Here is a 14,976-nt window from a genome sequence, read left to right on the forward strand (position 1 = left end):
TTCCTGTTGTGCGGGTCCGGCTTGCGCCGGGCGCCGGGGCCGGCTTACGCCGGGCGCCGGGGCCGGGCGCCGCCGCGCGTCAGACGCGCGACTGCACCTCGGCCAGGGACGGGTTCGTCGCCGTGCTGCCGTCGGGGAAGACCAGCGTCGGCACGGTCTGGTTGCCGCCGTTGACCTCGGCGACCAGCTCGGCCGTGCCGGGCGTGTTCTCGATGTCGACCTCGCGGAAGGGCACGCCCGCCTTGGTCATCTGGTTCTTCAGTCGGGCGCAGTAGCCGCACCAGGAAGTCGTGAACATGGTGACGCCGCCGGCCTCGGGCACGAACGCGTCACGGGTGATCGTCTCGCTCATGTGCTCACGGTAACCCCGGTTCCCGGGAGGCGCGTCCGACCCCGCGTCCGACCCTGCGTCCGACCGAGCCTCCGGCCCCGCGTCCGGCCGCGGCTCCCTGACGAGGGACGACGGCCACACCGCCGACCCACCCGTGGTGAGGACCACGCCGCCACCCTGGTAGACAAGACCGTGTGAGCGACACCCACCTCGAGATCGAGCGCACCTACGACCTGCCCGACGGCGCCGCACTGCCCGACCTGGTCGGCGCCGGCGGGATCATGCAGACCGACGTCCAGGAGCCCTTCGAGCTCGACGCCACCTACTGGGACACCCAGCGGTACGACCTCGTCGCCGCCCACGTCACCGTCCGACGGCGGACCGGCGGACACGACGCCGGCTGGCACATCAAGCGCGCCGAGTCCGACACCGTCCGCCACGAGCAGCACTTCCCGCTCACCGAGGACCCGGACACCGTGCCTGTCGACGTCCTCGCCGCACTCTTCACCGAACGCCGCGGCCGCGGACTCCACCCCGTCGTCCGCATCACCACCACCCGCACCGTCACCCGCCTGCTGGACGAGGACGGTGACCAGGTCGCCGAACTCGCCGACGACCGGGTCGTCGCCGAACGCCTCGACGACGACGCGCCGGCGGACCCGAACACCTGGCGGGAGGTCGAGGTCGAAGCCGTCGAGGGCGTCGACCCGCAGATCGCGCACGAACTCTTCGCCGCCCTGGACGGCCGGTTCGCCGCCGTCGGCGCCGGCCCCGCCGCCGTCGCGTCCAAGCTGGCACGGGGGCTGGCGGGGGCACCGGCACCGCGCCTCCAGACCGAGGAGAAGCCGCACAAGGGCACCGCGGCGCGCGCACTCACCAAGCGGCTGCGGAAGCTCCGCGGCACGCTGCTCCGACTGGAGGCCGGACTCCGGTCCGGCGCACCGACCGACCTGGCCGAGACGGCCGAGACCGCGCTCGGCATCGCCGCCGTCCTCGGGTCGTACCGGCCGGCCTTCGCCGACGGGGACGAGATCGACCGGGCCGCCGCCGCGGCCGACGCACTCGCAGCCGTCACGGCACGAGCCGCCCTCGCCGAGTACCTGGTCGACCGACTGCCGCACGCGTCGAGCCCGGCGCAGGAGGCGCTCGTCGACTCCATCACCCGCGAGCGCGTCCTCGCCGCCACTCGCCAGCGCCGCGACGACGCCACCCGCGGAGTCGTCCTGTCCCTGCACGAGGAGTCGTTCCTCGAACTGCTCGACGCCCTCGACGACGCCGTTGAGCGCCCCCGACCGACGGCGTGGGCCCTGCGCGACCCGAAGCGGGTCGCGCAGGACGTCTCGGCGATCGAGAAGCCGCGCATCCGCGACCTCGTCCGCGTCGCCGTCGGGGACGACCCCGCCGACGAGGCCGGCGACCGCGAGGCGACCCAGCGTGCCTGGCACGCGACGCTCCGCGCCCGGATGGCGATGGACGTCCTCGGCGACGACGCGTTCCCGCATGCGCTGTGGAAGCGCATCGGCACCGCGGCCGACGTGCTCACCGAGCGGGTCCGGTCGCTGCACGCGCTCGAGCAGCTGCGCGTGCAGGCCGGCATCGCGGAACGGGCCGGCGAGGGCACCTTCGGGTACGGGGTCCTGGCGGGAGACCGGGTCCGCGTGGCCGAGGAGTCCTACGACGAGGCGGTGCACGCGCTCAACCGCGTGTGACGGCGACGCCCGGAACCACGACGGCGCGCACCCTGCTCGGGTGCGCGCCGTCGTCGTCGGGCCGGATTCGGTCCGTGCTCCGGGTCAGCCCGCCGCGATCGGGTTCGCGCTCGCGGCTGCGGGGGAGACGTCGGCCAGTCCGAGCACGTCGAGCAGCCAGGCCAGCTCGGACGCACGCTCCTTCCACGAGTCGTACCGACCGCTGACACCACCGTGTCCGGCGGACATCTCGGTCTTCAGGAGCACCGGAGCGCCGACCTCGCGCAGCTTCGCAGTCCACTTCGCCGGCTCGACGTAGAGCACACGGGTGTCGTTGATGGAGGTCACAGCGAGGATGCGCGGGTACTGCACGTCGTCGCGGACGTTCTCGTACGGCGAGTACTCGCTCATGTACCGGTAGACCTCGGGGTCGTGCAGCGGGTCGCCCCACTCGTCCCACTCGATGACGGTCAGCGGCAGGTCCGGGTCGAGGATGCTGGTCAGCGCGTCGACGAACGGCACCGCGGCGAGGATGCCCGCGAAGCGTTCGGGTGCCAGGTTCGCGACCGCGCCCATCAGCAGGCCGCCGGCGCTGCCGCCCTCGGCCACCAGACGCTCGGGCGTGGTCCGGCCGCTGTCGATGAGGTGATCGGCGACGGCGACGAAGTCCGTGAACGTGTTTTTCTTCGTCAGGGTCTTGCCGTCCTCGTACCAGTGCCGGCCGAGCTCGCCGCCACCGCGGACGTGGGCGACGGCGAAGACGACCCCGCGGTCGAGCATCGACAGGCGCATCACACTGAAGCCCGGGTCGATCGAGTGCTCGTACGAGCCGTACCCGTACAGGTGCAGCGGGGCCGGGGTGTCGGCATCGACGGCGTCACGGCGCCACACGAGCGAGATCGGGACCCGCGTGCCGTCGGACGCGGTCGCCCAGTCGCGCTCCTGCACGTAGTCGGCCGGGTCGTAGCCGCCCAGCACCGGCTGCCGCTTCAGCACGGTGACCTCGCCGGTCGCCAGGTCCAGGTCGCTGACCTCGGACGGGGTGACGAAGGACGTGTACCCGAGGCGGAGCGTCGGCTGGTCCCACTCGGGGTTGCCACCGAGGCCAGCCGAGAACAGCGCCTCGTCGAAGGGGACCTCGTGCGCGTCGCCGTAGCCGTCGCCCTCGATCGGGATGATCGCGATCCGGGGGAGCGCCTCGGACCGGTACTCGAGCACCAGGTGTCCGGCGAAGGCGTCGACCGACTCGATGCGTCGCTCGGCGTGGTGCGCGACGACGACGCGGCGGTCGGACTCCGACGTCGGGTCGTCGGCGGGGACGTCCACCAGCTCGAAGTTCTCGGCGCCGTCGTTGTGCAGGACCAGCAGTCGGTCGCTGCCGCCGACGATCGCGTGCTCGATCTCGTACTCCACGCCCTCACGACGGGGCCACACCACACGGAACTCGCCGGTCGGGTCGGACGCGTCGAGGACGAGCGCCTCGGAGGTGATCTTCGACCCGAGCTCGATGACGATGTACTGCGACGAGCGGGTCACGCCCACGCCGACCCAGTAGCGGTCGTCCGGCTCCTCGAACACCACCACGTCCGCGTCCGCGGACGTACCGACGGTGTGCCGCCAGATGCGGTCCGGTCGCCACGAGTCGTCGACGGTCGGGTAGAAGACGTACCGGCCCGAGGGGTCGAACGTCGCGCCGGCTCCGGTGTTCGGTATCGTGTCGCCGAGGTCCTGTCCCGTCTCGAGGTCCCGGACCGCCAGGGTGTAGCGCTCGTCCCCCTCGACGTCGACGCCGTAGACCAGCCGGCGACCGTCGTCGCTGATGTCGTAGGTGCCGAGCGAGAAGAAGTCGTGCCCCTCGGCCAGGGCGTTGCCGTCCAGGACCACCTCTTCCCCGGGCAGGGTGCCGGCGCCCGTCGGCGAGTCCTCGGCTGCCGCCTCGAGCGACGGCGGGGTCCAGTCGTCGGGTCCGCTGATCGGAGCGCGGCACTGCACCCCGTACTGGCTGCCCTCGCTGGTCCGGGTGAAGTACCACCACTGGCCCATGCGGACGGGGACCGAGAGGTCGGTCTCCTGCACGCGGGTCTTGACCTCGTCGAAGAGCCGCTGACGGAGCCCGCTGAGGTGCTCGGTCTGCCCCTCGGTGTAGCGGTTCTCGGCTTCGAGGTACGCGATGGTGTCCGGGGACTCCTTGTCGCGCAGCCACTCGTAGTCGTCGACGAAGTCGATGCCGTGGTGGGTCCGCGTCCGGGGCCGCTTGGCGGCGGTCGGCGGGATGGTCACGTCGTGCTCGCTGGTCACCCGGCCCACCCTATTCGCTCGGCATGGAGGACCGACCCGGCCCCGCCGCTCCGCCCACCGCCTCGGCATCCACCGCCGAGCCCGCCGGCACGGCCGCCGAGGTCGACGGCACCACGGCCGCCCGGATGCGTTCCGCGAGCGCGTCGAGCTCCGCCAGCACGTCCGACGCCACCCAGGCCCGGCCCCGTCGCCGCTCGGTGACCGGCCGCAGCACGCCCGCGTCGACCAGGTCGTCGATCACCGCGTCCGTCCACGGCAGGTCCGGCGGCAGCGCGGCACTGATCGCCGCCTCGGTCAGGACCGGGTCCGCGAGCAGGACGCGGAGCACCGCGGAGTCGTGCGTCACCCGGGGTCCGCAGCTCGTGCTGTGCACCGCGGCGCGGTCGTGCTCGATCTCGTCGAGGCGGAGTGCCGCGTACTCGACCTCGTCACACACGGTGCCGATCGCCGCGGCGACCAGGGTCACGACACCGTCGACGTGCCCGTTCCGGTACCGGACGAGTTCGGCGAAGTACCCGGCCCGGTCCGCGACGAGTGCCGCGGCCACGGGGACAACGAGCGAGGACGTCAGACCGCGTCGTCGGAGCACGGCGTTGACGAGGGCGCGGCCGATCCGCCCGTTGCCGTCGATGAACGGGTGGATGGACTCGAACTGGGCGTGGGCGATCGCCGCCTGGACGATCGGGTCGAGTTCGTCCCGCGACAGGAAGGCGAACAGGTCGTCCATGGCCTCGGCGACGTCGTCGGCCGGCGGCGGGACGTACGCGGCGTCGCGCGGGGACGCTCCGCCACCGATCCAGTTCTGCACCTGCCGCCAGCGCCCGGCGACTGGGCCGTCGACGGGGTCGTCCCGCATGAGCACGGCGTGCGCGTCGAGCACCGAGCGCTCGGTGATGCCGCCCCGGCCGGCGTCGTCGATCATCGCCCTGAGGGCCGCGGTCGCGCCGACCATCGCCGTCGCGCTGCCGTTCGCGCGGATGCCGACGAGGGCTCGGGCGTAGTCGTCGAGCGTGGCGTGCTCGTCCTCGATCCGGGAGGACGAGACGGCCTCGGTCCGGGCGAGCAGCAGGTCGAAGGTCGCGGTGCGGTCACCGAGGCGTCGGTCGAGGTCCGTCAGGCGCTCGGTCACCCGCGACACGAAGTCCGCCGTGGTCGGGGGTGCGGTCCAGGTGCGGTGGGCGATGCGGGGCGGCAGCGAGCACCGGACCGAGCGGACCATGCGGTCGGCTCGGGGCGGTCGTCCACTGCTGCGCCACGGTCGGGTCGCCGTGCGGTGCGCCGGCCAGTCAGGCCGGGGCGGCCGGGTGTCGTGGTGGTGCATCCTGCCTCCGCTCGTCGGGTCCCCAGAAGGTACCCACGAGCCGTCCTCCACCGCGAAGAACCCGTATGTCGTGTACGAAGACCGAGGCGTCCGCCGATGGGATCGGTACCGTTGTGGAATGACTGACAACTCGTTCGTGATCATCGGTGCCCACGTCGTCCCCGTGGACGGGGCGGAGTTCGACGGGGGAGCGGTCGTCGTCCAGGACGGCCGGATCACGGCCGTCGGACCCGACGTGACGCCTCCCGACGGCCTGCCCGTGATCGACGCTGCCGGCGCCTGGCTGCTGCCAGGCTTCGTCGAGGCCCACGGCCACGTCGGCATCCACGAGGAGGCGAACGGCTCGGCCGGCAACGACACCAACGAGATGACCGGCCCGAACATGGCCGCCGTCCGCGCGATCGACGCGGTCGACATCGACGACGAGGGGTTCCGCGACGCCCTCTCCGGCGGCATCACGAGCATCGTGGTGAAGCCCGGCTCCGGCAACCCCATCGGTGGGCAGACGGTCGCGATCAAGACCTGGGGTGGCCGGACCATCGACGAGCAGCTCATCTCCGACGCGGTGAGCATCAAGAGCGCCCTCGGCGAGAACCCGAAGCGGGTCTACGGCGAGAAGGGGCAGACCCCCTCCACCCGCCTCGGCGTGGCGAAGGTGATCCGCGAGGCGTTCGTCGCCGCGCAGGACTACCGGGCGGCCCGTGACGCCGCCGCACGGAAGGACGAGCCGTTCACCCGTGACCTCACGAAGGAGGCCCTGGTCCGCGTCCTCGACGGCGAACTCGCCTGGGACCAGCACACCCATCGCCACGACGACATCGCCACCGCCGTCCGTCTCGCCGAGGAGTTCGGCTACCGCCTGGTCGTCAACCACGGCACCGAGGCCCACAAGATCGCCGACCTGCTCGCCGAGAAGGGCATCCCGGTGATCTACGGGCCGCTGTTCACCAGCCGTTCCAAGGTCGAGCTGCGCGACCGCGGCATCCCGAACCTCACCACGATCGCGGCAGCCGGTGTCCGCGTCGCGATCACCACCGACGCGCCCGTCGTCCCGATCAACATGCTCGTCACCCAGGCGACGATGGCGGTGCGCGACGGCCTGCCGCGACAGACCGCGCTCGAAGCGATCACCTCGGCCCCGGCCGACATCCTCGGCTTCGGGGACCGGGTCGGGCGCATCGCCGAGGGGCTCGACGCCGACCTGGTCCTCTGGGACGGCGACCCGCTCGACGCCACCAGCCGCGCCCAGCGCGTCTGGATCGAGGGCGAGCAGGTCTTCGCCTACGTCGACGGACAGGGCGTGACGACACCGCGCTGGTGACCAGCCCGGTGTCGGTGACCGGCTGACGGACGGGAGGCTCGGTGCGGCGCCGCACCGAGCCTCCCGTCCGTCGTCGGGTCCGGCCGGTTCAGTCCTGACGCGACAGGAGGAAGTCGTTGATGCGCTCCGTCATCCCGAGGTCCATCTCCTGCGGCACGCCGTTGACCGTGTGGATCGGAGCGGCCTGCCGGATGCTCGACACCAGCCACAGCGCGTCCGCGGCCCGCAGGTCGTCGAGCGTGACGAGTTCGTAGGCGGTCTCGATGCCCTCCTGCTCGGCGAAGCGGAAGACGTCCGCCTGCGTGGTGCCGTCCAGGATCCCGATGTCGGTCCGTGGGGTGACGAGGCGGCCACCGACCGCCATGACCAGGTTCGCGCGGGTGCCTTCGAGGACGTACCCGTCGGTCGAGACGAAGAGCGCGTCGTCGGCACCGCGGCGGACGGCCTCGCGGAGGGCGGCCATGTTGATCGCGTACGACAGCGTCTTCGCGCCCTGCAGCAGCCATGGCGACGTCCGCTCGACGTCGTGCCGGTAGCCGCGGTCCAGGGTGACGACGCCGATGCCCTCGGTGCGGTCGCGGGTCTGGTCGGCGGAGGGGGCCGCGTAGACCCAGCCGGTCGGACGGCCGAGGCCCTCGACCCCGCGCGTCAGGACGGTCTTCGCGTACGCCTCGCGCACCGGGTCCAGCCGTGCGCAGACCGCTTCGATCGCCTGTCGCCAGGCATCGAGGTCCGGCTCCGGCAGGTCGAGCTTGGCGGCGGACCGACCGAAGCGGGCGAGGTGCGCCTCGAGTGCCTGCGGACGGCCGTCGATGACCGTGATCGTCTCGAACACACCGTCACCCCGGGTCAGGCCGAGGTCCATCACCTGGATGTGCTCCTCGAGCGGCTTCACCCACGTGAAGGCCTCCGCCTCCGGGTCGTGCGGCGCGGCAGCGCGGGAGGGCTGGTTCAGGACGGCGAGGACGGTGTCGGTCATGCCCCCATCCAACCCCAGGCGGTTGTCAGCGACCACCGGGCAGTGCGTCCATGAGCTTCCACACGGCCTCGGTGAGTTCCGGGTGCTGGAGCGCGATACGGCGGAGGCGGTGGTACTCCTCGCCGTGCTCGGTGCCGTGCCCGGAGGCCGGGTGCGACGACCACTGTGCGCTGCGCTGGCCGATGCGGACGTCGAGCTCCATCGCCTCGGCCCGGAGGATCAGCACGACCTGCTCGTCGACGCTCGGCAGCGTGTGCATGAAGTCCCAGGGATCGTCACCCTGCCGACACCGGTGTTCGACGATGACCGAGATCTCCTCGGCGGCTTCGGCGCGCAGCACCTCGAGGCTGCGCCCCGTCCTGCGAGACTCAGCCATGACGCCCCCACAGCACGCCTGCCATGCAACGAGCGTACGTCATCCGATCGGCCACACTGGACACATGACCGAGCGCGACGAGAGCAAGTCCCAGCACCCGGCCGTCGTCGTCGTGTACCTCCTGCGGGACGGTGCGGACGGGCCGGAGGTGCTGCTCGGCGAGAAGCGGCGGGGCCTCGGCACCGGGCGCGTGGTCGGGCCGGGCGGCAAGCGCGAGGGTGACGAGACAGCGGTCGAGACCGCCGTGCGCGAGGTGGCGGAGGAGGTGGGCCTCCGCATCGACCCGGCCGACCTGGAGGCCCGTGGCACGTTGGACTACCGGTTCCCGTTCCGCCCGTCCTGGTCCCAGGTCTCGGACGTCTTCGTCTGCCGCCGCTGGCAAGGCGACCCGTCGGGTGGTGACGAGCTGGAGCCCCGCTGGGTGCCGGTGGACGCCGTGCCGTACGACGCGATGTGGGACGACGCGCGCTACTGGCTGCCCGGGGTCCTGGCTGGCGGGCAGGTCGATGCGCGGGTGGTGTTCGCGGAGGACAACGCCTCGGTCGCCGGGTTCACCGGGACGGGGATCGGCGAACCGGCCTGATCGCTGCCCGGCACGGCCGTCCTGACGCTCTGACCGCCGACGCTCGTCAGCGTGCGCGCTGCGTCGGGGTGTTGCCGGTGCGCGCGGCTTCGGCCTCGGCCATCACGTCCGCGTCCCCGCTCTGTCCGCCGAGCGGCCGGACGAAGAAGTCGACGACGCCGAACGCGATCGCGGCGACGAGCGCGAACATCGCCCAGCCGTCCCAGAGCCCGGCGACGCTGCGGCCACCGCCCGGCGCGAGCACGATGCTCGTGACGTAGGACAGCGCGGCGATGACGAGGAAGACGACGACGATCGTCATGAGGAGGCGGTGCCAGGCGGTACGGGTCATGATCGGATCAGGATAGCCCTCGCTCGGACGCTCATCGACGTGGGTTCAGCGGCTGGTTCTCGAGCCCGTCGCGTCCGCCGGTGAAGACGTCACCGGCGGCGCGTTCGTCCTCCCAGTCGTCGTCGCGCAGGACCTGCAGCGTGCCGGTCTCGGTCGAGATGAGACCGTTCCGCTCGAGTTCGGCGTCACGCTCACGGCCCAGGAACTCGCGGTTCGCGGTGTTCGCGTCCTGGAACATCGTGGTCCGGCCGGTGACGATCGCGCGGATCCGGCGGCGTTCCCACCACTTCTTGCCGAGGAACATCAGGACGAGCCCGGCGGCGGCGTAGCAGCCCATCGTGACCAGGCCGCGCTCCGGGCCCGGGCCGACGCCGTAGAGCTGGTGCTTGATCATGTCGACCATGCTCGAGCCGACCACGACGTTGTTGAGCCACGCGAACGGCTCCGGCATGAACCACTTCGGGTAGGCGCCACCGGAGGACGGCATCGACAGGAAGACGAAGCAGATCATGGCCGGCGCGGCGATGAACCGTCCGACGAAGTAGCTCAGGCCGTTCACCGCCAGCCCGATCGCCACGATCCAGCCCCAGGCGATGAGGACGAGCGGGATGAAGTGCCCGTGGATCGCGCCGACGACGGGGCCGGCGAGGGTGTTCGTGATGAGCGAGATGACCAGACCACCGGTGACGATGACCGTCATGCGCGTCCGGTGGCGCAGCGGGCCGCCCATGATGCCGATGAACATCGCGACCATGTAGCCGCCGATGCACCACGCCAGCATCACGTACATCGCGACCGTGCCGTACTCGTCGTAGGCCGGCAGGGGAGCGAGCTCGGTCACCCGGGGAGCGGCCAGTCCCGCGCCGGTCAGCACCGCGGTCAGTGTGGCGGGCACCAGGCTCGCGACCTGGAACTGGTGCGCGCTGGCCTTGAACAGCTCGTTGGCCGACGGGTCGAAGGCCACCGCGATCGTCCCCGCGACGACGTCGCGCTTCGCGCCGGCGAGCGAGTCGTAGGACGAGAAGAGGTACTCGCCGGGGAGGGCCTTCTGCACGGCCCCGATGAGCGTCTGGTCGCTGCCGACGATGCCGATCGGGACGTCGTGCGGATGCGGGGCGTGGAAGGCGAACACGTAGCAGAGGCAGAACCCGACGATGAAGAACAGCGGCATCCACAGCTGGAGCCCGATGAGCTGCAGTGACGGGTGCAACGTGGCGTACCAACGGCGGTAGCGGCCGATGTGTTGCTTCGGTGGCGGAGTGGGGCGGGCCTCCCGGCCGGGGCGGTGGACCGGCCGTGACCGCTCGTGCGCGACCCGCGCAGTCTCGTCGGCGCTGCGCGTCGGGAGGTCGTTGTTCCTGCGTGCTTCGTTCCGCGGCGTGCTCACTCGGCGGTGCGCTCCTGTCCTGTCGTCTGGCGTTCCAGGGTACGCCCGGGCGCCAGGGTGCGGGCAGGTCAGGAACGGCTGCGGGACGCCTGCGCCGAGTCCATCGCGAGCTCTTCGGCGTCGAGGGTCACGAGCACGCGGCGCATGACCTCCTCGTCGAGGTTGCCCTTCTCGCGTTCCTCGAGGACGATCTCGCGTCGGCGGTCGAGCAGCTCGCGGCGGATGTCCTGGATCTGCGTCCCGCGGAGCCGGACCGAGGTCCTGCGGTCCTCGGACTCCTCTTCTTCTGCGTCCTGCCGGAACGTCTCCGCCTGGCGTTCGAGACGGGCCTTCAGGCGGGCGAGGACCTTGTCGGTCGCTTCCGGACCGTACCGGGTGCCCCACTCCGGCCGACGGCGGTCGAGCAGCTCGATCGCGGCGACGGTCGTCCGTTGGTTGAGCAGCATCTCGCTGCGGCGGTCCTTGTCGTCCTCGGCCGGGTCCTGCACCCTGAGGGCGCGGATCACGAACGGCAGCGTCAGCCCCTGCAGCAGGAGGGTGCCGACGGTGACGATGAACGCGATCACGAAGATCGTGTCCTGCGCCGGGATCTGCGTCGGGCTCGCGACGACGGAGACGGCGGCGGCGAGGGTCACCACCCCGCGCATGCCGGTCCACGAGATCACCGTCAACTCGCGCCAGTTCAGTCTCGGTTCCGCCGTGCCGCGGATCCAGCGCAGGGAACGGTGTCCTCGGGACAGCCGGACGCGCAGGGGACGGATGAAGCGACCGTGGAGACGGTTCCGGGCGTAGGACTCGAAGATGAACAGCGGTCGGACCAGGATCACGACGGCGAGCACGACGGCAGCGGCGGTCAGGGTCTGGCCGAGGCTGCGTTCGCTCTCCACCAGGTCCTGCACGACCGTGTTGAGCTGCAGTCCGATCAGCGCGAAGACGAAGCCCTCGAGGATGACGTCGATGCTCGTCCAGAGCGGGCGTTCCTGCAGTCGGGTCGCGTACCCCTCCTTCGGCGAGTTGTAGCCGATGTAGAGCCCGGCGGTGACGACCGCGATGACGCCGGAGCCGGACAGCTCCTCGGCCAGGATGTACGCGACGAACGGCAGCAGGATGCTCATGATCGTCTCGACCACCGGGTCGTTGATCCGCATCCGGATCCAGTGCACGAGGACGCCCAGGACGCCGCCGACGACGAGTCCGACGCCGATCGCGAGGCCGAAGATCGCGAGGTCCTGCCAGATCGTCAACGAGGCCCCGGCGATGATCAGTGTGAACACCCGGACCAGCGTCAGGGACGCGGCGTCGTTGATCAGGCTCTCGCCGGAGAGCACCGTCATCACGCGTCGGGGGAGCCCGAGCTTCCGACCGATGGCCGCGGCGGACACCGCGTCGGGCGGGGCGACGATGGCGCCCAGGAGGATCGCTGCGGGCCACGTCATGTCCGGGATGATCAGGTACGCCGCCAGGCCGACCGCGAGCGCCGTGACGATGACCAGGAAGATCCCGAGCCGTCGGATCTGCTTGATCGAGCCGCGGAAGCTCTGCCACGACACGTCGAGCGCCGCCGAGTAGAGCAGCGGCGGCAGGACGACCGTGAGGATCACCTCTGAGTCGATCTCGATGTGCGGCAGTCCGGGGATGAACGACACGCCCAGGGCGACGGCGGTGACGAGCAGCGGTGCCGGGAGTCCCCAGGCCCGAGCGAACCCCGTGACGGCGAGCGATCCGACCAGCAGGATGAGCAACTCGGCGATGTCCACGGGTCCATCTTCCCATCCCGGAGCCGCGGACCTGAGCGAACGTGAAGGCCAGATGAACAACAGGTGTCCGTCCGGCTTGCTCGATGCCCCCTCGCCTGGGACACTTGCCCGCGGTGGACATCACGCTCATAGTCGTCCTGGTCATTGCGTTGGCCCTCTTCTTCGACTTCACAAACGGTTTTCACGACACCGCCAACGCAATGGCGACCCCGATCGCGACCGGCGCCATGAAGCCCACGGTGGCGGTCTCCGTCGCAGCGGTGCTCAACCTCGTCGGGGCGTTCCTCAGCACTGCTGTGGCGACGTCGATCTCGCACGGGCTCATCAACGAGGGACCCGGTGGCGTCGCCATCAGTCCGGAGATGATCTTCGCGGGTCTGATCGGCGCGGTGGTCTGGAACATGATCACGTGGCTGCGCGGCCTACCGTCGTCGTCCTCGCATGCGCTCTTCGGTGGCCTCATCGGCGCCGCGATCGTCGGGGCCGGCTTCGACTCGGTGAACTACGCGGCGCTGCTGACGGTGGTGATCATCCCCGCGTTCCTGTCGCCGGTGATCGCGTCGCTGGTGTCGCTGCTCGCCACGCGGATCGCGTACCGGATCACGCGGCGCCCGGTGTTCCCGAACGAGCGGGGCGGCTTCCGCATCGGCCAGATCTTCACCTCGTCGATGGTGTCGCTCGCACACGGCACGAACGACGCGCAGAAGACGATGGGCGTCATCACGCTCACGCTGATCGCGTCTGGTGCCCAGTCGGCGGACCAGGGCGTGCAGTTCTGGGTAGTGGTGGCCTGCGCGCTCGCGATCGCACTCGGTACCTACACCGGCGGGTGGCGCATCATCCGCACCCTCGGTTCGGGCATCACCGAGATCCGTGCGACGCAGGGGTTCGCCGCCGAGGCCTCGACCGCTGCGACGATCCTGGCCTCGAGCCACCTCGGCTTCGCGCTCTCCACCACGCAGGTGTCCTCCGGGTCGATCATCGGCGCCGGACTCGGTCGGCGCGGGTCGAAGATCCAGTGGTCGACCGCGGGCAAGATCGTCATCGCCTGGTTCATCACCCTGCCGGCGGCGGCTGCGGTCGGCGCGGTCGCGTCGGGCATCGCCCGCTTCGGCGTGATCGGCCTGGTGATCGACGCGGTCGTCGGTGCGATCGTGATCCTCGGCCTGTACCTGTGGTCGCTCCGCAAGCCGCACGAGCACGCCTCGGCCATCGAGATCGACGTCGCCGCGAACGCCGTGCTGACCCGCAAGGAGCAGCGCGGACTGCAACGCAAGAAGCGCGCTGAGGCCGTCGCCGCCCGCCGCGCCGAACTGAGCCGTGAGCGGACGCTCCGCCGCATGGCCGGACGCAAGGGAGGCCGTCGCTGATGGGCATCGCCACTGACGGACGCCGCGGAGCGTTCCGGCTCGGGAGGATCTGCTGATGGGCATCGCCACTGACGGACGCCGCGGAGCGTTCCGGCTCGGGAGGACCTGCTGATGGGCATCGACTGGGGAGCGTTCCTCCTCGTGGCACTCGTCGCCGTCGTCTCTGCGTGCTTCGTCGTCTCGGTGTACTCCGTCGGCCTCCGCTTCTGGAGCGCCGCCGACACCCGGGCCGGCAAGTACACCGTGAAGGACGACGGCACGATCGGACCGGCCACGGCGGGCTTCCCGAACCCGAACGCCGCGGCGTCGGCCGTCCGGATGCTGCGGGCGCTCGCCGTGGTCTGCTTCGTGCTCTGCGGTGCGGCCGTGCTCTACGGCATCTACCTGATCGTGCCCGCCTTCCACTGAGGAACCGCGCGACCCATCCGACAGCGGTCGGCCTCCGGGCCGGCCGCTGTCGCGTTGCCGAGCGTGCCGGTCCGCTGGGCGAGCGGGCGGAATGCCAGGGTGCGTGACGGTCGCGCCACGGGTTCGTGCCCGCTCGCCGTCTGCCGGACGGGAGGTTCGAGGCGGGCTGGTCCCGTGCCTCCCGTCCGCCCTCGGGCGTGAGCGGGCGGAATGCCAGGGTGCGTGACGGTCGCGCCACGGGTCGTGCCCGCTCGCCGTCTGCCGGACGGGAGGTTCGAGGCGGGCTGGTCCCGTGCCTCCCGTCCGGCTCACGCGAGCGGGCGGAGTACCAGGGTCCGTCGCGAGTGCACCCTCCTGCAACGCCCGCTCACCAGAGCGACTCCGCCTCGGGTGTGAGCGGGCGGAAAGGCGGCGCGCGCGCCGTGCGTGCGCCGCTTTGCGCCCGTTCGCCCGCCGCCCACTGGGCAGCTGGCGGCCTGGAGGCGCCTGGGGGCCTGGCCCCGCGCCTCCCGTCCCCGCGCACGCGGGCGGGCGGAAACGCACCGCTGCGGCGGATGGCACCGCCCGCTTCCACCCGCTCGCCGGAGCGGGCCCCGTTCGAGTCGACACGCGGGTGTGAGCGGGCGGAAAACGCACCGCTGCGGCGGATGGAACCGCCCATTTCCGCCCACTCACCCCAAGGCGGACGGGAGGCGCGTGGCGGCCGGGTGGTGCGCCTCCCGTCCCCATGACGGCGAGCGGGCGGAACCCCGTGGCGGGCGGGGAGAGGACCTTGGCATCCCGCCCGCTCGCCTCGCCTCGCTCCGCCCGCTCGCCCGCTCTACCC

Annotated in this window: 13 protein-coding genes; 5 read left to right on the plus strand and 8 right to left on the minus strand. The window is 71.5% G+C overall.

Annotated elements, in window-relative coordinates; translation table 11 throughout:
* Positions 1-79: 79 nt before the first annotated feature.
* Positions 80-352 (minus strand): mycoredoxin, encoded by a 273-nt coding sequence (locus DEJ33_RS13605; RefSeq protein WP_110903960.1) that lies wholly within the window; start codon positions 350-352, stop codon positions 80-82.
* A 173-nt stretch (positions 353-525) separates the two neighbouring features.
* Here DEJ33_RS13605 and DEJ33_RS13610 point away from each other — a divergent pair, with 173 nt between their 5' ends.
* On the plus strand, positions 526-2,040 hold the full coding sequence (locus DEJ33_RS13610) for a CYTH domain-containing protein (protein ID WP_111195250.1): 1,515 nt from the start codon (positions 526-528) through the stop codon (positions 2,038-2,040).
* An 84-nt stretch (positions 2,041-2,124) separates the two neighbouring features.
* Here DEJ33_RS13610 and DEJ33_RS13615 read toward each other — a convergent pair whose 3' ends face one another.
* Positions 2,125-4,299: a S9 family peptidase gene (locus tag DEJ33_RS13615; RefSeq protein ID WP_375342153.1), complete on the minus strand. Its 2,175-nt coding sequence runs from the start codon at positions 4,297-4,299 to the stop codon at positions 2,125-2,127.
* Between the two features lie 28 nt (positions 4,300-4,327).
* Complete coding sequence (locus DEJ33_RS16980) at positions 4,328-5,536, minus strand: Fic family protein (RefSeq protein ID WP_181437311.1); 1,209 nt, start codon at positions 5,534-5,536, stop codon at positions 4,328-4,330.
* Between the two features lie 220 nt (positions 5,537-5,756).
* Between DEJ33_RS16980 and DEJ33_RS13625 the strand changes: the two genes are divergently transcribed.
* Positions 5,757-6,959: an amidohydrolase gene (locus DEJ33_RS13625; RefSeq protein WP_111195252.1), complete on the plus strand. Its 1,203-nt coding sequence runs from the start codon at positions 5,757-5,759 to the stop codon at positions 6,957-6,959.
* An 88-nt stretch (positions 6,960-7,047) separates the two neighbouring features.
* On the opposite strand, the gene DEJ33_RS13630 is transcribed toward DEJ33_RS13625, so the two are convergent.
* Both DEJ33_RS13630 and DEJ33_RS13635 read right to left on the minus strand, forming a co-directional pair.
* Positions 7,048-7,938 carry an aminodeoxychorismate lyase gene (locus tag DEJ33_RS13630; RefSeq protein ID WP_111195253.1) on the minus strand — a complete coding sequence of 297 codons (891 nt, stop codon included), beginning with the start codon at positions 7,936-7,938 and terminating at the stop codon, positions 7,048-7,050.
* 25 nt (positions 7,939-7,963) lie between these two features.
* Entirely contained in the window at positions 7,964-8,314 is a 351-nt protein-coding gene (locus tag DEJ33_RS13635) for a tryptophan synthase subunit alpha (protein ID WP_110904027.1), read from the minus strand.
* Between the two features lie 64 nt (positions 8,315-8,378).
* On the opposite strand from DEJ33_RS13635, the gene DEJ33_RS13640 reads away from it, so the two are divergent.
* Complete coding sequence (locus tag DEJ33_RS13640) at positions 8,379-8,897, plus strand: 8-oxo-dGTP diphosphatase (RefSeq protein ID WP_181437312.1); 519 nt, start codon at positions 8,379-8,381, stop codon at positions 8,895-8,897.
* Positions 8,898-8,943: 46 nt separating this feature from the next.
* On the opposite strand, the gene DEJ33_RS13645 is transcribed toward DEJ33_RS13640, so the two are convergent.
* The 3 genes from DEJ33_RS13645 to DEJ33_RS13655 all read right to left on the minus strand — a co-directional run bounded on the left by DEJ33_RS13645 (position 8,944) and on the right by DEJ33_RS13655 (position 12,372).
* Positions 8,944-9,228, minus strand: coding sequence for a hypothetical protein (locus tag DEJ33_RS13645; protein WP_111195255.1), 285 nt, complete (start codon positions 9,226-9,228; stop codon positions 8,944-8,946).
* Between the two features lie 31 nt (positions 9,229-9,259).
* Positions 9,260-10,615, minus strand: a complete 1,356-nt coding sequence (locus tag DEJ33_RS13650; protein WP_111195256.1) for an ABC transporter permease — start codon at positions 10,613-10,615, stop codon at positions 9,260-9,262.
* Between the two features lie 68 nt (positions 10,616-10,683).
* Entirely contained in the window at positions 10,684-12,372 is a 1,689-nt protein-coding gene (locus tag DEJ33_RS13655) for a sodium:proton antiporter (protein ID WP_111045185.1), read from the minus strand.
* 113 nt (positions 12,373-12,485) lie between these two features.
* Between DEJ33_RS13655 and DEJ33_RS13660 the strand changes: the two genes are divergently transcribed.
* Together DEJ33_RS13660 and DEJ33_RS13665 are read left to right on the plus strand one after the other, a co-directional pair.
* Positions 12,486-13,742 carry an inorganic phosphate transporter gene (locus DEJ33_RS13660; protein WP_110903952.1) on the plus strand — a complete coding sequence of 419 codons (1,257 nt, stop codon included), beginning with the start codon at positions 12,486-12,488 and terminating at the stop codon, positions 13,740-13,742.
* A gap of 111 nt (positions 13,743-13,853) precedes the next feature.
* Positions 13,854-14,150 (plus strand): hypothetical protein, encoded by a 297-nt coding sequence (locus DEJ33_RS13665; RefSeq protein WP_111078782.1) that lies wholly within the window; start codon positions 13,854-13,856, stop codon positions 14,148-14,150.
* Positions 14,151-14,976 lie beyond the last annotated feature (826 nt).

The sequence above is a fragment of the Curtobacterium sp. MCPF17_047 genome, assembly GCF_003234045.1.
Classification (GTDB): domain Bacteria; phylum Actinomycetota; class Actinomycetes; order Actinomycetales; family Microbacteriaceae; genus Curtobacterium.